Here is a 19,065-nt window from a genome sequence, read left to right as displayed (position 1 = left end):
CCTAGGACGTCAAACTTTCCAGTGCTTCCCGCAGCTTCCCGGACACTTCCACCGGCCGCCGGGACCCACGGTCCACGAATACGTGCACGAAATGCCCCTCCGCCACCAAGGTCTCCGCGGCCGTGTACATCCCGATCTCGTACCGCACGCTCGACCGGCCGAGATGTGCCACCCGCAGCCCGATCCGCAGCGTGTCCGGGAAAGAAACCGAAGCGTGGTAAGCACAACGCGACTCCACGCACAGCCCGATCACCGGCCCGGACTCGATGTCCAGGCCGCCGCGTTCGATCAGCCAGGTGTTAATCACCGTGTCCATCAGCGAGTAGTGCACGACGTTGTTCACGTGCCCGTAGACATCATTGTCCTTCCAGCGCAACGGAACCGTCTGCCAATGCGGGTAGCTCACCACAGCTGCACCGAATCACGCAGAATGCCCGCCAAGTCCTGTTCGGACGGGGTGCGCGGTGCGGTCGCGAGCAATCGTTGCTGCTTAAGGGTTCCTTCGACCAGGGCGTCCACATCGGACTCGGTGTAGCCGACGGCGCCGATCCCGGCGGGCAGGCCGATCTCGCGCATCAGCATGGTCAGTACGGCGGGCAGGTGATCGGCGAAGTCGCCGGACCATTCGAAGTCCGGGGCCAGCAGGCGGGCGACTCGCTGGTGGCGTTCCGGGTTCGCGGCGAAGGTGAACCGGAACGCGGCGGGCGCGGTGAGCGAGACGGCCATGCCGTGCGGCACCATCGCTTCGTCGCCGGGGTAGCCGTCGGGGTGGAAATCCCGGACCTGTCCGGCGATCGGGTACGCGTTGGCGTGCGGGATGTGCACGCCGGCGTTGCCGAAGCCGAGTCCGGCGAACGTCGCGGCCAGCGCCATCGCCTCGCGCGCGGGCAGGTCGTCGCCGTCGCGGACCGCGGCCGGCAGGGCCCACGACAGCAGCTGCAGCGACTTTTCCGCGAACATGTCCGCCAGCGGGTTCGCCCCGCAGTACGGGACCCGCTCCTCCGGGCGCTTCCGGCCGAACTCGGTGTAGGGCTTGGCGGTGTAGCTCTCCGCGGCGTGGCACAGGATGTCCATCCCGGCCGCCGCGGTGACCCCGGCGGGCTGGCTGACCGTGAGCCGCGGGTCGACGACGGCCAGCGCCGGCCGCAGTCGCAGGTGGCTGATCCCGCTCTTGACCCGCAGCGACAGCACGTCCAGTACGCACACCGTGGTGCTCTCCGACCCGGTCCCGGTCGTCGTCGGCACCGCGACCAGCGGCTTCAGCGGGTTCGCCGGCGCGCGGCCGCCGCCGACCGGTGCGTTGACGTAGTCCATCAGCTCGCCGTCGTTGCTGGTCAGCAGGTTGGCGGCCTTCGCGGTATCAATACTGGAGCCGCCGCCGACCGCCACGAACGCGTCGTACGGGCCGGTGCCGCGGGCGAAGTCGACCGCCTTCTGGAGGCTGACATCGGTGGGCTCGACGTGTACGCCGTCGAAGATTTCGGCTGCGATCCCGTAGCCGCGGATGCCCTCGGCGATCCGCTCGGGCCAGCCGGTGGCCGCGACGACCGGGTCGGTGACCACGAGCACGCGGCGCGCGCCGTACTGGGTCAGATCGTATCCGATCTCGTCGCTCGCCCCGGTTCCGTATTTGAGCGCGGGGGCTCCATAAGTGAAAACAGTCTCATGTTCGACGGATGTCACGACGGCGTCCTCCCAACTGGTGGGCAGCCCGATCCGGCAATCGGCACAATCCGGCGGCGAGTTGTTCAAGATCACTTGACGCCGGTTCACGGTGCCGCCCTAAGCTCTCCTCATTAGATACCAAGTGGGAACCACCGTCGCGCAAACGGCCGTACGCGTCTTGAACGAGGCCCGGGTCCGCCGGGTGTACGCGGTCGTCGGCGAGTCGTTCCTGGAATTGCTCGACGCGCTTCGCCGCGAGCGCGACGTCACGCTGGTTTCAGCTCGCCACGATTCGGGTGCCGCCTTCATGGCCGAGGCCGAGGGCAAGCTCACCGAACGCCCCGCCGTGCTGCTCGCCAGCCGCGGCCCGAGCGCCGCCGCGCTGGTCATGGGCGTGCAGACGGCGTACCAGGACGAGACGCCGATGGTGGTGCTGCTCGAGACCCCCGCGCTCGACCCGGTGCTCACCGGCGAGGTCCCCGCGTCCGATTCGAGCGGAATGTTCGAAAAGATCGCCAAATGGTGCGTGCGCGCGGACGATCCCGACGACGTGCCGCATCTCCTCGCCGAAGGTCTCGCCCGTTGCCGCGAAGGGCGGCCGGGTCCGGTGGTCATCGGCGTGCCCAGTGACGCGTGGGGCGTGCCGTACGACTCGGCCAAACCGGTGGCGAAGGTCCGCCCGCCGGTCACCGGAACGCTGGGCCGTTCGGCGGAAGCTGTCGCCGGTTTGGTGGACGAAGCGCGCTACCCGGTGGTCATCGTCGGCGGACGCGCGCGGTCGGCGCGGGACGAGCTGATCGCGGTGGCGGACGAGCTGGCGCTTCCGGTGTACAACGCTTTCCGCCGCCAGGACGCTTTCCCGGAGAACCACGCGCGCTACGCCGGCCATCTCGGGCTCGGCATCCCCGCACGCCAGCTTGACGCGCTCGAACGAGCTGACCTAGTACTCGCGCTCGGCACCCAGCTCGACGAAGTCACGACACAGGGCTACCGCTACCCGACGCCACAGCAGACGCTTGTCCTTGTCGGCACTGGCATCGACGAACAGCGCCGCCGCGGCCTCACGTTCCGTGTAGACACTGAAGTGGAGCCGTTCCTGAAGGAGCTGCGCGCGATCGCTTCGCCGCGTACGCGCAGAGCGTCGGCCGCGAACGCCGCCGTGCACACCTTCATGACGCCGCCGAACACAAGCAACAACACGCGCGTACACCCGGTGGACGTGGTGCGCGCGCTGCGAAAGCTCGCGCCCGAGGACACCATCGTCACAAGTGACGCTGGCAACTTCGCGCAGTTCATGCACCGCTACTGGTGCTTCACCGCTCCGCGCAGCCAGCTCGGTCCGAGCAACGCTGCGATGGGGTACGCGGTGCCGGCGGCCGTAGCGGCGAAGCTCGCCGAGCCGCGGCGCGCTGTGGTCGCGATGGTCGGCGACGCGGGCACGCTCATGACAGGGCAAGAGATCGAGACCGCTGTGCGTTACCGCGCGCCTGTGATGGTCGTCGTATTCCAGAACGGCTTGCACGGTCCACTTGCGATGCATCAGGCGCGTACGCACGGACGGCTGTCCGGCGTGACCATTCCGCTGACGGACTTCGCGTCGTGGGCGCGAGGGCTCGGCGCGGCGGGGTACACGGTGGACGATCGCGAGCGGCTCGAACCGATCATCGCGAGCGCGCTCGTACGGCAGCGGCCGTGTGTGATCGATGTCCGGACGGACCCGGACGTGGTGACCCCGGACGTCCGCCTGAGCACGCTTCTCGGAGCCCCGCGTCCTTCCGCGACCTGAAATCTTCCTGAGAACACAAGGAAACGCCGGGAAAGTTCGGTGGCTGGCCGGGGACGGCTCAGGTAGCCTGACGGTGTTCCCGGGGTTCGGCATCCGGACCCGGTTCGCCCAGCGAGGTTCGGCTGGCGTCCGGTTGGGGAAATTCCCGGGCGAACACGTTCCCGGCTCGGTTCGCGGCCATTCGGCCCGTTTCAGGGGTGGGGAACACCCGGTTTCGGCCGGATTTTGTCGGTGCCGGATGGCACCATCGCGGTCATCGCCCCGCTTGCCGCGGGGAAGGAACGAGGGGAGTTCGTCATGGCCGACGAAAAGGACGGGAAATCCCGTACCGCCGCGGCGGCTCGCGGCCGGGCCCGGTCCGCGCGGGCCGGTGCGCTGGTGTCCGTAGTGCGCGAGGAGCCGGAACAGGCCGTCGAGGTGCCCGCGCAGACCCGGTCCGGAGTGGTTCCGGTGCTGTTCAGCGCCAGTGCGGAGGCACACGACGTAGCCGTGGTCGCGCCCGAGCAGGGGGCGGACTGGCGGTCGCCGTTCGGCGCGCCGCTCCGTCACGCCAGCGGGGAGTGACCCGGTCTCGCGAACTGGGGTGAGTCGGCTTGTCCGGGCCCGCGCCGCTGTGCTTTACTTTCGATGGTCTCGATTTTTGTGTTCGTGGTAAAGCACGCTCGCAGAACTCAGCGGGCGTGGGCCTCCTCTTCGAGGAACGCATCTCGCCCGTGTCTGGGCCCAGGACGTCGGTCGGCTTCCTGTTTTGGTGTTATGTATGGAGATTGTTTAGATGACTGAGGGCACCGTGAAGTGGTTCAACTCCGAGAAGGGGTTCGGCTTCATCACTCCCGACAACGGCGGCGGCGACGTCTTCGTGCACTACAGCGAGATCCAGGGCAACGGTTTCCGTACCCTCGAGGAGAACGCTCGCGTGCAGTTCGAGATCGGCCAGGGCCAGAAGGGCCCGCAGGCCACGTCGGTCAGCCTGATCTGACCTGCGTCTATCGCTAAGTCGCCACCACTCCCGGTTCCGGGGGTGGTGGCTTCTTTCGTCTCCGCGGCCTTCCGGCCGTCTCACGATGCGGATCCTGTTGCCCGCCAAGGCTTTCTATGCCTGACCGGCCATTGTGGATCACCCGATCGTGGTCCCCTTCGGCCTCGTAGGCTCGCGGGCATGAGCGAAAACACCTACCTCGTCACCGGGATGTCCTGCGGCCACTGCGCGCAGTCGGTCACCGAGGAACTGACCGGGGTGCCCGGGGTCGAGAACGTCACCGTCGAGGTCGAAACCGGACACGTGACGGTCCGCAGCGCCGAAGCCCTCGACGAGACGGCCGTCCGTGCCGCGGTCGAGGAAGCCGGATACACCTACGAAGGGCTTGCTTCTCTCGTTTGAACGATCGGTAGCCACGCCGGAACCCAGGGTAGGCTCTGGCCCGGCGTGGAGGCACGGCCGATGCAACGTCCGTGCAACCCTTTCCTCCGCGCGGCCGGACGCGTGTGCTGGTCCCCTGGCGGATGCGGACTGAGGGGGATGCTCGATGGGGGAAGTCGTTGCGGGGATCGTGGCGAACCCGGCGTCCGGTCAGGACATCCGAAGACTCGTCACGCAGGCGTCGGCCGTTCCGGTAGAGGAGAAGGCCAACCTGGTGCGCCGGCTGCTGTCGGCGTTCGCGGTGACCGGGGTCGAACGCGTCCTGCTGTCCACCGACCTCGGCGGCATCTCCGCCGCGGTGCTGCGTGACCTCGGCCGCGAGCCGCTGCCCACGGTGGAATTCTGCGACGAGGACACGCTCACCGGCACCGCGCAGGACACGGTCAACGCGGTGCGCCGGATGGTCGACGCCGGGGCCGGCGTCATCGTCTGCCTCGGCGGCGACGGCACCGCGCGGGTCGCCGCGAAGGCGTGCGGCGACGTGCCGCTGCTCGCGTTGCCGACCGGTACCAACAACGCGTTCCCGCAGGCAGGCGAGGCCACTGTGGCCGGGCTCGCGGCCGGGATGGTCGCGAGCGGCCAGGTCGACGCCGACCTTGTGACGCAGCGGGTCAGCATGCTTGAGGTGGTGACGAAGAACCGCCGCGAGATCGCGCTGGTGGACGTCGCGGTCTCGATGAACAAGCACGTCGGCGCGAAGGCGCTCTGGGATCCCACCGCGCTCACCGAGCTGTACTGCACCTTCGCCGAGCCGGACGGCATTGGCCTGTCGAGCATTGCCGGACAACTGTGTCCGAGTTCTCGTTCCAGCGCGGAAGGCGTGGCGCTTCAGCTTGGCCCGGTCGACAGTTCCGCGTACGTGGTGCAGGCCGCCATCGCGCCCGGCGTGGTGCGTCCAGTCGGCGTACGCGGCTGGGGAGTGCTGCGTCCCGGCGTGCGCGTGGACCTTGCCGCAGGTGGCGGCGTTATCGCAGTAGACGGGGAACGTGAGCTAGAGCTGAAGAACGGCGAAGGCGCGTACGTCGAGCTGCGTTCCGATGGGCCATGGTGTGTCGACGTACGCGCCGCGATGGCCGAAGCGGCAACCCAGGGGTTGCTGCGCAGTACCGCCATCAGCGGAACCGGCGAGAAAGGCCGAAGCCACGGTCGCTGCGCTGGCTGAGATCACGTGCAGGTGACACCTTCCGGGTGTCGTTCGCTGCGACTTGCCCGACCGGCTACCTTCTGCGAGTGGCACACGGGGAGGATCGGGGATGAGCAGCACTGCGACGCGGCCGGAAACGACTGCCGAGCCCCCACCGGAGGAACCGGAGGGCCGCAGCGGAATCGCCGGGCTGCTCGACCTGCCCGGCCAGGCGGTGCGGGCGGTCGTGAGATCGACGACCACGACGCCGGGCAAGCTGTCGCTGATCGCGGTCGCGCTGGTGGTGCTGTCGCTGGTGGCCGGGCTCGTCGGCGTGTTGTCCGTGAAGGACAAGGACAACACGATCAACGGCCTGATCGACCACCGCGAACCGCTCGCGGCGGCCGCGCAGCAGGTGTTCCGCTCGCTGTCGGACGCGGACGCGACCGCGGCCAGTGCCTTCCTTTCCGTCGGCACCGAACCGCCCGCGCTGCGGAAGCGGTACGAGCAGGACATCGCGGAAGCGGGATCCGCGCTCGCCCGCGCGGCGTCGGACACCGCCGAGGTCGGTGACGCCGCCCACCAGGTGGACATCCTGAACCAGAAGGTCCCGGTCTACACCGGGATCGTCGAGACCGCCCGCGCGAACAACCGGCAGGGTTTCCCGTCCGGCGCTTCGTACCTGCGCGAGGCTTCGCAGCTGATGCGCTCGACGATCCTGCCCGCCGCGGACTCGCTCTACAAGGCGCACACCCAGAAGCTTTCCGACGAGCAGGACAGCAGCAGCGACGTGCCGTGGGCGGCGGTCGCGCTGGTCCTCGCCGCGCTCGCGGCGCTGGTGGCCGCGCAGATCTACCTGACCCGGCGGACAAACCGCGTGGTGAACATCGGGCTGCTGGTGGCCACCGGCTGCATGGTGCTGTCGCTGCTGTGGGGCGCGGTCGCGCTCGTCGTGCAGGGCAGTCTCGTCGCGACCGGGCGCACTGACGGCACGTCGCAGGTCGACATCCTGGTGCGGGCCCGGATCTACGCGCTGCAGGCACGCGCGGACGAAACCCTCACGCTGGTCGCGCGCGGCGACGGCGGTGCGTACGAGCAGCAGTTCATCAAGCTGGCCGAAAACCTCGTCGGTGCCGACGGCAAGGGCGGCCTGCTCGGCCAGGCGCGCGACCTCGCGTCCGGCACCGCGGGCGAGAAGAAGATCGAAGCGGCGGAACAGGCCGCGCGCGAATGGTCGCTGGCCCACCTTCAGGTGCGCCGCCTCGACGACGGCGGGCAGTACCAGGAGGCGGTGGACTTCGCCACGAGCGTGACCCCGAACAGCGCCGCCGCCGCGTTCGCCCGGCTCGACACGAACCTCCAGGCCGCGATCGACGTCTGCCGCCAGGAATTCCTCGACAGCACCAGATCCGGCGACAACGCGCTCACCGCGCTCGCGGCGGGCGTCGGGGTGCTGTCGGTGCTCGCCGCGGGCGGCGTGACAGTCGGCGTGCGAGAGAGACTGAGGGAGTACCGGTGATCCGGTCGCGGCACTTCGTCCGGACTGCCGTCCTCGCGGTGGTCGCGGTTCTCGCCGCCGCCTGCGGGACGGCGGACCGGCCGATGGAAGCCGCGCCGGTCACCGACGCGGCCTGGCCGACCCCGGCGGGCGTCGGCGGCCCGGATGCCGCGGCCGGCGGCGATTCCGACACCAGCTGCAACCCGCTGGCCAGCCTCGCGCCGAGCGGTCTCGACCCCTCCGGGCCGAGCCTGCAGAAGATCAAGCAGCGCGGGAAGCTCATCGCGGGCGTGGACCAGACCACCTATCTGTTCGGCTTCCGGAATCCGAAGACCGGCAAGCTCGAAGGCTTCGACATCGACCTGGTCAACGAGATCGCCAAGGCGATCTTCGGCACTTCCGACGGACACGTGCAGTACCGGGCGATCACGTCGTCGCAGCGGGAGACGGTGCTCAAGGAACACCAGGTCGACGTGGTGGTCCGGACCTACAGCATCACCTGCGCCCGTCGTCAGCAGGTGCAGTTCTCGTCGGTGTATTACGTGGCGGGGCAGAAGATCCTGGTGCCGAAGTCGTCGAAGGCGCAGTCGCTGACCGACCTCGCCGGGAAACGCGTGTGCGCGGCGGCGAAGTCGACCTCGCTCGCGAAGATCGCCACCGACCCGGCCAAACCGGTCGCGGTGTCGGTGCCGAACTGGTCGGACTGCCTGGTGATGCTGCAGCAGGCGCAGGTCGACGCGGTGTCCACGGACGACACGATCCTGGCGGGCATGGCCGCGCAGGACCCGACGGTGAAGGTCGCGGGCGACCCGATGACCCAGGAGAATTACGGCGTCGGGATCCCGAAGGACGAGGAGGACCTGGTCCGCTTCGTGAACGCGGTGCTGGACAAGATCCGCGGCGACGGCACCTGGGCCAGCAGTTACCAGAACTGGGTGGGCGCACGGCTGGGACCGGCGAATCCGCCGAACCCGCAATACGGATGACCAGGCCGGTCTTGCATCGCGGGCGCGGCGCACGTTGTACTTTTTGAGCGGCAGGCTTGCCGCGGGGAGTTCGGGAGGTAGTTGTGTCGGAGGAGGCGCGCCGTCCTCGGCACGCAGCACCGGACGGGGACGGCGACCAGGCGAAAGCCGGGGACCAGCCGTCCGGGCGGGGCGAGGCCGACGCTTCGTGGACCCCGCCGCCGCCGGTGCGCTGGGACACCCCGGAACCGTCGGTGGCCGGGAGGCTGGAATCGCAGCCGGATCCCGACGCCGAGACGTTGATCAACGCTCCGGTGCAGCGTCCGCAGACGCAGCGGGGGCCGGGTGGGCAGCCCGCTCAGCCGAGCCAGGCGGGACAGTCCGCTCCGCAAGGGCAGGCGCAGCCGGGCCAAGCCGCTCAGCCAGGCCAGTCCGCGCAGCCGGGTCAAGCAGCGCAGCAACCGCGAACGCAAGGCCGTCCAGCTCCGCGCGGCGGACAGCAAATGCCCCCGCAAGCCCGCCCGCAGGGCCAGCAGTACCCGGCTTCCGCACCGGGACAGCCCGCGCCGCCGTCGCAGGGTCAGCCGTATCCGCCGCAGTCGCGCACCGGCCAGCGTCCGGTCCCGCCGACGAACCGTCCGCAGCAGCCGCAGGGGAATCGACCGCCCCGCGCGACCGGTCCGAACTCCGGCCCGATCCCGATGGGCGCGAAGCGTCCGGCTGAAGGCTCCGAAGCCCCGACGCGTCCGCCCGGCGATCTCGCGCCGGTGATCCTGCCGCAGTCGAACCAGCCGGTCGCGCCGGTCGATCCGGCCGCGCCGATGCCGACCAGCGTGCTGGCCAGCCCGACGCCGCACACCCAGAGCATCATGCCGCCGACCCCGCGCGTGGCCCCCGCCGACGGCGGCCCGCTGCCCGATCACGGCACGGACAGCGTCCTGCCGTCCGGCGGCAGCGAAGGGCACGGCACCGGCACGCACGGTTCGCAAGGCTCGCAAGGAACCGGCACCGGAACCGGCTCGTTCCCCGGCACCTCCCGGCGCACCGGCTCGCGCGGCACCCGCCGCTCCCGGCGCGGACGGCTCGGCGCGGGGCTCATCGACGTGCCGCCGGTGCCGTATCGCGATCCGTCGACCGCGGTGCTGGCGAACCCGGTGGTGGCCGAGGACAAACGGTTCTGCGGCAACTGCAGCGCGAAGGTCGGCCGTGGCAAGGACGGTCAGCCGGGCGAACCCGAGGGCACCTGCGAGAAGTGCGGTACGTCGTTCTCGTTCGTCGCGAAGCTGAAGGCCCAGGAACTCGTCGGCGGCCAGTACGAGGTGCTCGGCGCGCTCGCCTACGGCGGTCTCGGCTGGATTTACCTGGCCAAGGACCACAACGTGTCCGACCGCTGGGTCGTGCTGAAGGGCCTCATCGACACCGGTGACTCCACCGCGATGGCCGCCGCGGCGAACGAGCAGCGGTTCCTCGCCGAGGTCGAGCACCCGAATATCGTCAAGATCCACAACTTCGTGCAGCATCCGGACGCGCAGACCGGCAACACCGTCGGCTACATCGTCATGGAGTACGTCGGCGGCCAGTCGCTGCGCCAGCTCGCCCTGCAGCACCACCGGGAAAGCAACCGGCCGGAGCCGCTGCCGATCGGCCAGGTCATCGCGTACGGGCTGGAGATCCTGCCCGCGCTCGGCTACCTGCACGGGCAGGGCCTGCTGTACTGCGACCTCAAGCCGGACAACGTCATCCAGACCCGCGAGCAGCTCAAGCTGATCGACCTCGGCGCGGTGCGGCGGCTCGACGACTACGAGAGCCCGCTGTTCTTCACCACCGGCTACAGCGCGCCCGAACTGGCGTCGCACGGTGCGTCGGTGTCCTCGGACCTGTACACGGTCGGCCGGACGCTGGCCGTGCTGAGCTTCGAGTTCGCCGGCTACACCCGCGAGTACAAGAACACGCTGCCCGGCCCGGACGCCGTGCCGCTGTTCGCGCTTTTCGGCTCGTACTACCGCTTCCTCAAGCGCGCGACGCACGCCGACCCGGACCGCCGGTTCATCGCCGCCGACGACATGGCCGACCAGCTGACCGGCGTCCTGCGCGAGATCATGGCGCTCGGCACCGGCCAGCCGCGCCCGGCCGCGTCGACCGTGTTCGGGCCGGAGAGCCGTACTTTCGGCGTCCACCTGGTGGTGCCGGAGCAGGGCGAGCGCGTGCCGCTGCCGGACGCTGCTGAGGTTGTCGCTGGGCTGCCGATCCCGCAGGTCGACACGGATGACCCTGCCGCTGGTGTGCTTGCGACGACCACGGCGCTTGATCCGCACGAGGCGATTGAGGCCCTTGCTACCGCGCCCCGGGAGTCGATCGAGGTGCGGCTGCGGATTGTGCGGGCGCGGATCGAGTTGGGCGAGTTTGTCGAGGCGCAGCGGCAGTTGCAGGCGGCGCAGTATCTGGCGATCCGGCATGGTTTCCCGCACGACTGGCGGATCGACTGGTATCGCGGGCTGATTGAGCTGGCCGGTGGGCGGCCGCGGGTGGCGCATGTGGCGTTTGACGCGGTGTATGACGACTTGCCGGGGGAGATCGCGCCGAAGCTGGCGTTGGCGGTCAGTGCTGAGGGCGTTGGGGATTACTTCGGTGCTGCTCGGTTCTATGAGCTGGTGTGGCGGACTGATCGCACGTATGTGAGTGCTGCGTTCGGGCTTGCTCGGGTGTATCTGGCTCAGGGGGCTCGGCAGAGTGCGGTGGAGGTCTTGGAGGGGGTGCCTGCGACGTCTACGCATTATGTGGATGCGCAGGTCGCCGCGATCAAGATCAAGACTCGGGCGCAGGGGGTTGGGACCGGGGAGCATCCGACTGTTACCGAGGGCGATCTGGTGGATGCGTCTGGGCGGTTGCAGCGGTTGAACCTTGATGCTGAGCGGCACACGCGGCTTAGTGCGGAGGTGCTGGAGGCGGCTTACGACTGGCTGAAGGTGCCTGGGCAGGCGAAGGCGGCCACGTCGGCGAAGGTGCTGGGGTGTGAGCTGGAGGAGCGTGACGTCCGGTTTGGGCTGGAGCGGTGTTATCGGTCGTTGGCTCGGCTGACTGACAACACGAACGACCGGATCGCGTTGGTGGATCGGGCTAACTCGATTCGGCCTCGGACGTTTACCTGAGGGGGTCGGCTCGTCGCCTGGCGGCGACATTGCTTTGGGCTCTTGCGTGGGGCACCCCGAAGCCCGATTGTGATGACGGACGGCGGGTGCTTGTCAAGGCGGGAAAGATGTCTTGACAAGCACCCGCCGTCCGCATTTCGGCTTCGTATCGGGGTGCGGGGGTGGTGTGGGTGCACTGTTGGTTGGGTGTATCGGCGGCGGTTGCGGTGGGGGCGCTTCGGCGGGCGGTCAAGGTCCGTGAAGGGCACCTTGAGGGAATCTGGTTCCGTGAAGGGGCCCCTCACGGACGTCGCCGGCGGCGGGTCGTGAGGGGAACCCTGAGGGAATCAGGGGCCGTGAAGGTGGCCCTCACGGACGAATGCGCTCGACCCGCGGGTGGTTAGGGGTTAATGTCCCATTCGCGCTTGTTGCGCCGATGCTGCTCGGCCAGCTTCTCCAGCGCCTGCGGATCGCCGTGGGTGCTGAAGTGGTCGAAGCCGACGGCGATGAACACCGCCCGCGCGTTGACCGCGACCGGGCCGTCCGCCGCGTCCAGGTGGCCGTCCGCGCTTACGTAGATCTTCCGTCCGGCGACTCCGTCTAGCCGGGCCTCGATGTACAGCGTGGAGCCGACTGGCACTGGGCGGCGGAAGTCGGTCTCCAGCTTGCCCGTCACTGCGGGGCGGTGCAGCAGGTTTCCGACCGTTGAGCCGAGGGCCTCGTCGAAGGCGCACGCCAGCAGACCGCCGTGTGCGAGTCCGGGGGCGCCCTGGTGTGCCGAGGTCACGGTGAACTTCGAGTGCACCGTGTAGCCGTCGCCGATGGCGGACCGCAGGTGCAGGCCGTCGTCGACCTCGTCGCCGCAGCCGAAGCACTCGGCGAAGTGTGCGCCGAGTTCGGTGCCGGGCGCGGGGGCTTTCGGGTGGATCTCCGGCGGCTCCACCGGCACGGGCGGCCACGGGCCGGAAACAGGACTCATGGGACGACGTTAACCCGGCGGAAGGACCCGCCGGCACCCGCCCTGACCGGCGCGGCAGCATTTCCTGCGCACAGGGTAGTCGGAAAATTCCGCACGGTAGAAATTTGGCGACTCATCCTGCCAGCTCATGCCAACGGGTCAAGACTGGGGAAATGTGCTCCAAGGGATGGACCGGGACGTGTGCAGGAGGAGGTCACCGCCGGGATGAGTGAGCCAAAGACGGGGAAACCCGAGGTCGATCAGAGAACAGTCAAACGCGCGGTGATCGCGTCCGCGATGGGTAATGCGACCGAGTGGTACGACTACGGCGTTTTCACCTCGGGCGCGATCGCGACGAGTATCGGAACACTGTTCTTCCCCGGCGAGGGCAACGCGGTGCTGAAATCGCTTGCCCTGCTGGCCGTCGGTTTCATCGTACGGCCATTCGGCGGGGCCTTCTTCGGCCCATTGGGGGATAAGCTCGGCAGGCAGAAGGTTCTCGCGCTCACCATTCTGCTGATGTCCGGCTGCACCTTCCTGGTCGGCGTGCTGCCGACCTACTCGGGTGCTTACAGCATGGGCATCGCGGCGCCGATCGCGATCTTGCTGCTGCGGCTCATTCAGGGCTTCTCCACCGGCGGCGAGTACGGCGGCGCGGCGACGTTCATCGCCGAATACGCGCCGACCAAACGACGTGGCTTCTTCGGTTCGTTCCTGGAGATGGGCACGCTGGCCGGGTACGTCCTCGGCAACGCGACCGTGCTGATCACGTCGCTGTCGCTGACGACCGAGCAGTTCGACACGTGGGGCTGGCGGATTCCGTTCTTCATCGCGCTTCCGATCGGTGCGATCGGGCTCTACCTGCGGTCGAAGCTCGAGGACACGCCGGAGTTCCGCAGGCTCGAGGCGGCGGGCGAGAAGGCGGAGAAGGCTCCGCTCAAGGAGACCATCCAGCGCAACTGGCGGATGATCCTGAACCTGATCGGGATCGTGCTGCTGGTCAACATCGCCGACTACATGCTGCTGACCACGATGCCGTCGTACTTCACCGACACGCTGAAGATCGGCTCCACCGAATCGAGCCTGATCATCATCGGCGTGGAAATCGTGCAGTTCGCGCTGCTGATCCCGCTGGGCTCGCTGTCCGACCGGATCGGGCGGAAACCGCTGATGCTCACCGCGGCGATCGGGTTCATCGTGCTGAGCTGGCCTACCTTCAAGCTGATGCAGACCGGCAGCCTGGCGTGGCTGATCGTCGGCTTCCTGGTCGTGGCGATCCTGCTGGCGCTGCTGCTCGCGGTGATCGGCTCGACGTTCCCGGCGATGTTCCCGACCCGCGTGCGCTACGGCTCGTTCGCGATCGGCTACAACATCTCGACGTCGCTGTTCGGCGGTACCTGTGGCGTGATCGTCACGGCGCTGATCGACAGCACCGGCAACCCGGACTGGCCGGCGTACTACTTGATCGCCGCCGCGCTCATCGCGCTCGTCCCGATCATCAAGATCCCGGAGACGTCGCAGGTGCCGATCGAGCAGATCGACACCGCGGACACCGGTGGCGGGAAGCTGGCCGGCGTCGGCAAATGAGTACTCGCTGAAAACAACGAAGACCGCCCTCCGTCCATTAAGGACAGAGGGCGGTCTTTCGTTGTGAAGCTTTAAGTTCAGCTGTTCTGCGTCGCCTCGGCCGCCTGGGGAGCGAAGCGCTTACGTGCCCAAGCTGCCAGGCCACCGGCGACCACGACGGCGACAACGGTTTCGATCATCAGTGCGACGAGCACCATGGTGCTTCCTCCTCGGGTTCTCGGGCCGGCCAATGGTGTGCCGGCTGAGCGACGGGTTCGACGGCCGCTCCGGCCGCCACTGAGAACATCGCCCCGGAAGCCCGGGATATTTCGTCGGAAACCCACTTGATCTGGTGACGTGCACCACTCTTGCCGCGAAAGCGTTTCAGCGGGAGGTCTGGCTGGGTAACGCCGTGCTTCCCGCAGGTGAACCCACAGATACCGGGGCTCGATCGCTCGTGGTCGGGTCCGCTCGCGGCGGCGGCGCCGGACGGGACGTACCCGGCCGAGGAACCGTCTGCCGCTCCGTCGGAGGAACCTTGGTCGGAGCGCCCGGCTGGATCCCCGGGTCCGGCAAAGGCGTCCGCGTCGCCTTGGGCGGGTTCTCCGGCGGCCCCGGCGGACTGGACGGGGCGGGCGAGACGGTGGCCAATCCCGGCCCGGCGGGCATGACCGGCGGCGGTTCGGTCCCGCGGCTGCCCACCGCGAGACCGGCCGCCACGATCACCGCGACCGTCGCCGCGGAGCTGCCCACGACCGCCCAGCGCTTGCGCCTGCGCCGGACCGCGGCGCCACGCACGATCACGTCCGCCGCGTCGAGCTGCATGGGCGGACCGTCCGGCGCCTGCGCGAACAAGGCGCGCACGGCTTCGGTGTCGTTGGCGTCGTCGGAAACCATCTCGTTCACCTCCCTCCAGAGACAGGCAGTGCCTCGAAATGCGGACCCAGCCGGGCCCGCAGGGTGGCCAGACCGCGCGCGGCCTGGCTTTTCACGGTGCCGGTCCGGCAGCCGAGCGCCGCGGCGGTCTCCTCGACGGACAGGTCCTCGAAGTACCGCAGCACCAGCACCGCGCGCTGGCGCGGGGCCAACGCGGCGAGTGCCTGCTGGATCAGCTGGTCGTGCTCAGTCTCGGCGGCAGGGGCCGGGACGTCGGGTGGTGCGTCGGTGAGCCGCTCCCGTTTCCAGCGGCTGCGGCGGTTTTCCGCGAGGAAAGTGCGCAGCACGATTTTGCGCGCGTAAGCGTCGAGCGCGTCGTGCCGGGCCAGCCGCGGCCAGGCGAGGTACAGCTTGAGCAGCGCGGCCTGTGCGAGATCCTCGGCCCGGTGCCAGTCCCCGCAGAGCAGGTAGGCGGTGGACCGCAGGCTGTGTGCGCGCTCGCCGAAGTACCGGGCGAACTCGCCGTCCCACGGCGAGTTCTGCCCGGACACCGGACGGGAGCGGGATGGCACCGGGTGATCAGCCCCAGACCGAGGGCAGGTTCAGGTCGCCGGTCGGGCCGGCGGGCACGGCGGTCGGGACGCGCTTGCCGGTGGCCTTCCGCGGCGGCTGGCCCGGAGCGGCGACCTTCGGCGCACCCGGGGTCGGGCTGACCTGACGGTCCGTGGACGGCGCCGGAGCCGGGGCGCCGGTGGGCCGTTCGGCCGGGGCGGTCTGCGTCGGGGCCGGCTGCGCCGCCGGCGGGGCGTCCGCGGCGAAAGCGACCGCGCCGCCGGTCACCGCTCCTCCGACGAGCAGCAGGGAGCCGATGGCCAGAGCGAAGCGAACACGCACGAGTTTCCTCCTGGTTCCACGAGCGCCGGGTGGCGCTTCTCTGCTCTAGTCATGCCGCCGGCCGCCGCCGGGGTTGCATCGGATTTTTCTTTGTTCCGAACAGGCGAACGGCCGGGAGCCTTGGAGGTCTCCCGGCCGTCCGGTGGTGCTTAGGTGCTCAGGCGGACAACGCCGACAGCTTGGTCCACGCAGCCCAGTCGTAGGTCCAGTCGTTGTAGTCGCCGTCCTTCGCGCCCAGCTGCTGGGTGCTGCCGGAGATCTCCACCGGGTCGCCGGGAAGGACGCTGTCGTAGTACGTCTTCGCGTTCTTCGGAGCCAGGTTGAGGCAGCCGTGCGAGATGTTCTTCTTGCCCTGTGCCCAGATCGACGCGGCAAGGCCGTGGATGAACTCGCCGTTGTTGGAGATCCGCACCGCCCACGGCACGTTGACGTCGGTGTAGCCGTAGCGCGGGTTGCTCATCGAGTACGTCGCGTGCTTCGACATGACCACGTGCGTGCCGCTGTGCGTGACGCGTCCGGGGTCGGAGTCGAGGCCGTAGCTCACCGGGAAGTCCATCACCTGCTGGCCGTCGCGGATGACCTGCATGGTGTGCTGCTGGGTGTTGCCTTTGACGATCTGCGAGCGGCCGATGGTGAAGCTCGCCGAGACGTCCTGCTTGCCGTAGGTGCCGTCGCCCATCGAAATGCCGTAGATGTTGGCCGAGACGACGACCTTCGTGTTCGGCTTGAAGTACTCCTTCGGCCGCCAGTGCACCGAAGTGTCGCCGTTGAGCCAGGCCCACGCGCCCTCGGTCTTCGGCGTGGTCTCCACCGACAGCGCGCGCTCGACGGCGGCCTTGTCCTTGACCGCGCTCGGGAACGTGAGCGCGATCGGCATCGCGATGCCGTAGGTCTGCCCGTCGCCGACGTTCAGGCTGCCCTGCATCTGGCGGCGCGGTTTGACCGTGGTGAACGAGCCGTTGATCTGGACCTGCTTGCCGTCCTCGCCAGTCGCCTGGCCGGACCAGGTGTAGGTCTTGCCGTAGCCGAGGTCTTCGGTGGTGCTCCAGCTCTTCTTGTCCGGCGAAGGCTGGCCCTGCACCTGTTTCCCGTCGGCGTTGGTGAGCGTGACCGCTCCGATGGTGCCGTTGGTGACGGTCACCTTCGCCGGTTCGCCCGGAGCCACCTCGCCCGCTCCGCCAGCCGGCGTAATCGCCACGGCCGCCGGTTTCGCCGGAGTGGCGGCCTCTTCGGTCGGCCCTCCGCCCGCGGTCCCGCCCGCGTTCACGCTCGACCCGCCGCTGCACGCCCCGAGCGTGAGCGCGGCGACCAAGCCCAGCACCGCGACGCCGGCCCGGCGGCGTGCGAAGTGTCGGATAGTCACACCGATCCCCAATCTCCCCTTTTGGTACCCCAACCACCCAGACGTCCGGGCCTGGCGTCGCGTTCACCGGAAACGAGGTGACCAGCATCACACTGCACCGAGTGACCATCACGGAAGCGGCTCGACCGACCGCGCACTGTGCATCGCCGAAGTGCGCTGGGTGTACTGGATCAGAGTAGCTTCGGGGCCCGACAGCGGTGCGTAGGCGGCGATACGACGTTCCGGTGATGCGTGCACGTCGGAACCGATCCTTGCGATCAACGGGGTTCAGATTTGGTGAGATCCCGGTAGGCTGCTGACCAGGCCGTCGTTTTGCGTGTTCGTGGCTTCACACTCGCGGAACTTCTGACGCGAGCCGTGGGGCCGAAAAGCTCTTCGCTCGTCTCGTTGGAACCGCCCGGGACGGCCTGGGTGCCGCTTCGGTGGCATTCGAAGCGGATCTGTTACGAGGAGTACAGCGGTGGCGCAAGGCACTGTGAAGTGGTTCAACGCGGAGAAGGGCTTCGGCTTCATCGCGCAGGACGGCGGCGAAGGCGACGTTTTCGTGCACTACTCGGAGATCGAGGGCCGCGGCTTCCGCACCCTTGAGGAGAACCAGCGAGTGGAGTTCGAGGTCGGCCAGGGGCAGAAGGGCCCGCAGGCCCAGAAGGTCCGCGCGATCTGAGTCAGGCCCGCGCGTTTTCTCAGGCCTGAATGAAGGGCCCCGACGGGATTTCCCGTCGGGGCCTTTTTTCATTGCGGGTTCCGTTGTGGGGAATGTTCGAAGCGACGGTTACCGCGGTCGATCACGGTGCGGTGCGGGTTTCGTGGTTCGGGCGGTCCGGGGCGGCTTGGGGTGTGGTGAGCCGGTGGGTGGGATGCGCCACACCTTGATCGTCTCCGGCCGGTCTCGCCGGGGTCCGCCGGGTCAGTGGGGCGCGGCCGCCGGTCCGATGCGGGCGGATTTCCGCTGGGCCGGGCACGTCCGGGCGACGCCGGATCGGTTGATTGCCCGACTGTGAGTGGGTGCACCCGGCTCGACCCGATCGAGTGGCACCGAGCTGCTCGCGACGGCTGGGTGAGTTGGGCTGGTTGCTGACCTCGTGAGTGGCAATCCCGGTTAGAACCGGCATTGGCACTCACGACCCCCGCCGCCCCTGTGCATGGCCGCGCCGGGTTGGAGCCGGTGCCCGGCAGTCGCGAGGCCTCGCCGCCTTGCCTCGCCCGCCGCGCGGCCCCTTGTGCGTGGCCGCGCGGGTTAGCACTGGCAACCGGCAGCACGAGCCCTCGCCGTTTCGCCTCGCCAACGCGCCGCCCTCGTGCGTGGGCTGTGTCGGTTGGAACCAGCGCCCGAGCTCACGAGCCCCAGCCTCGCCCGCCGCCCCTGGCGCGTGGCCGCGCCGGTTAGCACCGGCAATCGGTGCTCACGAGCGCCCGCCGCTCGCTTCGTCCGCCGCGCTGCCCCTTGCGCATGGCTGCGCCGCTTAGCATCAGCGCTCGCGAGACCTCGTGCGCGGCCGTGCGGGTCGGCACCGGCAACCGGCACGCGCGAGCCCCGCCTCTTCGCCCCACCGTGCCGCACCTCGTGAGCGGCAATCCCGGTTAGAACCGGCATTGGCACTCACGACCCCCGCCGCCCCTGTGCATCGCCGCGCCGGGTTGGAGCCGGTGCCCGCCAGTCGCGAGGCCTCGCCGCCTTGCCTCGCCCGCCGCGCGGCCCCTTGAGCATGGCCGCGCCGGTTAGAGCCAGCACTCACGAGCCCGCGCACTGCCCGCCGTGAGACCAGCCCGGGCGCGCTGGCCAGGCTCCGCACCAAGCCGCGCCAGCCCGCAAACGAATCCTT

At 69.1% G+C, this 19,065-nt stretch carries 17 protein-coding genes; 10 read left to right on the top strand and 7 right to left on the bottom strand.

Features of this window, described 5'->3' with window-relative positions:
• Position 1 precedes the first annotated feature (1 nt).
• Together ACFSVL_RS06890 and ACFSVL_RS06885 are read right to left on the bottom strand one after the other, a co-directional pair.
• The gene (locus ACFSVL_RS06890) at positions 2 to 409 is read right to left on the bottom strand and encodes an acyl-CoA thioesterase (protein WP_378301482.1); all 408 of its coding nucleotides are present in this window, start codon (positions 407 to 409) and stop codon (positions 2 to 4) included.
• Complete coding sequence (locus tag ACFSVL_RS06885; RefSeq protein WP_378301480.1) at positions 403 to 1,683, bottom strand: hydroxyacid-oxoacid transhydrogenase; 1,281 nt, start codon at positions 1,681 to 1,683, stop codon at positions 403 to 405. Before ACFSVL_RS06885 ends, ACFSVL_RS06890 begins: the two co-directional genes overlap by 7 nt.
• Positions 1,684 to 1,807: 124 nt before the next feature.
• Between ACFSVL_RS06885 and ACFSVL_RS06880 the strand changes: the two genes are divergently transcribed.
• The 8 genes from ACFSVL_RS06880 (at position 1,808) to ACFSVL_RS06845 (ending at position 11,606) form a co-directional block, all read left to right on the top strand.
• A complete protein-coding gene (locus ACFSVL_RS06880; protein WP_378301478.1) occupies positions 1,808 to 3,451 on the top strand; it encodes a thiamine pyrophosphate-binding protein in 1,644 nt (547 codons plus the stop codon).
• A 231-nt stretch (positions 3,452 to 3,682) separates the two neighbouring features.
• Positions 3,683 to 4,015 carry a hypothetical protein gene (locus ACFSVL_RS06875; RefSeq protein ID WP_378301476.1) on the top strand — a complete coding sequence of 111 codons (333 nt, stop codon included), beginning with the start codon at positions 3,683 to 3,685 and terminating at the stop codon, positions 4,013 to 4,015.
• A gap of 211 nt (positions 4,016 to 4,226) precedes the next feature.
• Positions 4,227 to 4,430, top strand: coding sequence for a cold-shock protein (locus tag ACFSVL_RS06870; RefSeq protein ID WP_009071749.1), 204 nt, complete (start codon positions 4,227 to 4,229; stop codon positions 4,428 to 4,430).
• 180 nt (positions 4,431 to 4,610) lie between these two features.
• A complete protein-coding gene (locus tag ACFSVL_RS06865) occupies positions 4,611 to 4,832 on the top strand; it encodes a heavy-metal-associated domain-containing protein (RefSeq protein ID WP_378301474.1) in 222 nt (73 codons plus the stop codon).
• A gap of 145 nt (positions 4,833 to 4,977) precedes the next feature.
• Positions 4,978 to 6,033 (top strand): ATP-NAD kinase family protein, encoded by a 1,056-nt coding sequence (locus ACFSVL_RS06860; RefSeq protein ID WP_378301472.1) that lies wholly within the window; start codon positions 4,978 to 4,980, stop codon positions 6,031 to 6,033.
• 91 nt (positions 6,034 to 6,124) lie between these two features.
• On the top strand, positions 6,125 to 7,513 hold the full coding sequence (locus ACFSVL_RS06855; RefSeq protein WP_378301471.1) for a hypothetical protein: 1,389 nt from the start codon (positions 6,125 to 6,127) through the stop codon (positions 7,511 to 7,513).
• The gene (locus ACFSVL_RS06850) at positions 7,510 to 8,478 is read left to right on the top strand and encodes a glutamate ABC transporter substrate-binding protein (RefSeq protein ID WP_378301469.1); all 969 of its coding nucleotides are present in this window, start codon (positions 7,510 to 7,512) and stop codon (positions 8,476 to 8,478) included. The genes ACFSVL_RS06855 and ACFSVL_RS06850 overlap by 4 nt, the downstream gene beginning before the upstream one ends.
• 83 nt (positions 8,479 to 8,561) lie before the next feature.
• Positions 8,562 to 11,606 (top strand): tetratricopeptide repeat protein, encoded by a 3,045-nt coding sequence (locus tag ACFSVL_RS06845; protein ID WP_449224363.1) that lies wholly within the window; start codon positions 8,562 to 8,564, stop codon positions 11,604 to 11,606.
• 379 nt (positions 11,607 to 11,985) lie between these two features.
• Here the strand turns inward: ACFSVL_RS06845 and ACFSVL_RS06840 are convergent, their stop codons facing one another.
• A complete protein-coding gene (locus ACFSVL_RS06840; RefSeq protein ID WP_378301467.1) occupies positions 11,986 to 12,564 on the bottom strand; it encodes a PaaI family thioesterase in 579 nt (192 codons plus the stop codon).
• 204 nt (positions 12,565 to 12,768) lie between these two features.
• On the opposite strand from ACFSVL_RS06840, the gene ACFSVL_RS06835 reads away from it, so the two are divergent.
• Entirely contained in the window at positions 12,769 to 14,130 is a 1,362-nt protein-coding gene (locus ACFSVL_RS06835) for an MFS transporter (protein ID WP_378301465.1), read from the top strand.
• A gap of 363 nt (positions 14,131 to 14,493) precedes the next feature.
• Here the strand turns inward: ACFSVL_RS06835 and ACFSVL_RS06830 are convergent, their stop codons facing one another.
• The 4 genes from ACFSVL_RS06830 to ACFSVL_RS06815 form a co-directional block, all read right to left on the bottom strand.
• Complete coding sequence (locus tag ACFSVL_RS06830) at positions 14,494 to 15,006, bottom strand: hypothetical protein (RefSeq protein WP_378301464.1); 513 nt, start codon at positions 15,004 to 15,006, stop codon at positions 14,494 to 14,496.
• Positions 15,007 to 15,011: 5 nt separating this feature from the next.
• On the bottom strand, positions 15,012 to 15,557 hold the full coding sequence (locus tag ACFSVL_RS06825; RefSeq protein ID WP_378301462.1) for a SigE family RNA polymerase sigma factor: 546 nt from the start codon (positions 15,555 to 15,557) through the stop codon (positions 15,012 to 15,014).
• A 7-nt stretch (positions 15,558 to 15,564) separates the two neighbouring features.
• Entirely contained in the window at positions 15,565 to 15,879 is a 315-nt protein-coding gene (locus ACFSVL_RS06820; protein WP_378301460.1) for a hypothetical protein, read from the bottom strand.
• 157 nt (positions 15,880 to 16,036) lie between these two features.
• The gene (locus tag ACFSVL_RS06815; RefSeq protein WP_378301458.1) at positions 16,037 to 17,242 is read right to left on the bottom strand and encodes a L,D-transpeptidase; all 1,206 of its coding nucleotides are present in this window, start codon (positions 17,240 to 17,242) and stop codon (positions 16,037 to 16,039) included.
• 460 nt (positions 17,243 to 17,702) lie between these two features.
• Here ACFSVL_RS06815 and ACFSVL_RS06810 point away from each other — a divergent pair, with 460 nt between their 5' ends.
• Positions 17,703 to 17,906 (top strand): cold-shock protein, encoded by a 204-nt coding sequence (locus tag ACFSVL_RS06810; protein WP_003097368.1) that lies wholly within the window; start codon positions 17,703 to 17,705, stop codon positions 17,904 to 17,906.
• The last annotated feature ends 1,159 nt before the right edge of the window (positions 17,907 to 19,065 follow it).

Origin of the sequence: Amycolatopsis silviterrae, assembly GCF_042684085.1 — a bacterium.
In the GTDB taxonomy this organism is placed as follows: Bacteria; Actinomycetota; Actinomycetes; order Mycobacteriales; family Pseudonocardiaceae; genus Amycolatopsis; species Amycolatopsis silviterrae.
The sequence above is the reverse complement of the archived record's forward strand: the minus strand, read 5'-3'. Positions and strand labels throughout refer to the sequence as shown.

Bases quoted from the DNA above. Each gene is read 5' to 3' on its own strand.
- ACFSVL_RS06830 (WP_378301464.1), bottom strand. From the start codon at position 15,006: ATGGTTTCCGACGACGCCAACGACACCGAAGCCGTGCGCGCCTTGTTC.
- ACFSVL_RS06855 (WP_378301471.1), top strand. From the start codon at position 6,125: ATGAGCAGCACTGCGACGCGGCCGGAAACGACTGCCGAGCCCCCACCG.
- ACFSVL_RS06835 (WP_378301465.1), top strand. From the start codon at position 12,769: ATGAGTGAGCCAAAGACGGGGAAACCCGAGGTCGATCAGAGAACAGTC.
- ACFSVL_RS06865 (WP_378301474.1), top strand. From the start codon at position 4,611: ATGAGCGAAAACACCTACCTCGTCACCGGGATGTCCTGCGGCCACTGC.
- ACFSVL_RS06840 (WP_378301467.1), bottom strand. From the start codon at position 12,564: ATGAGTCCTGTTTCCGGCCCGTGGCCGCCCGTGCCGGTGGAGCCGCCG.
- ACFSVL_RS06870 (WP_009071749.1), top strand. From the start codon at position 4,227: ATGACTGAGGGCACCGTGAAGTGGTTCAACTCCGAGAAGGGGTTCGGC.
- ACFSVL_RS06860 (WP_378301472.1), top strand. From the start codon at position 4,978: ATGGGGGAAGTCGTTGCGGGGATCGTGGCGAACCCGGCGTCCGGTCAG.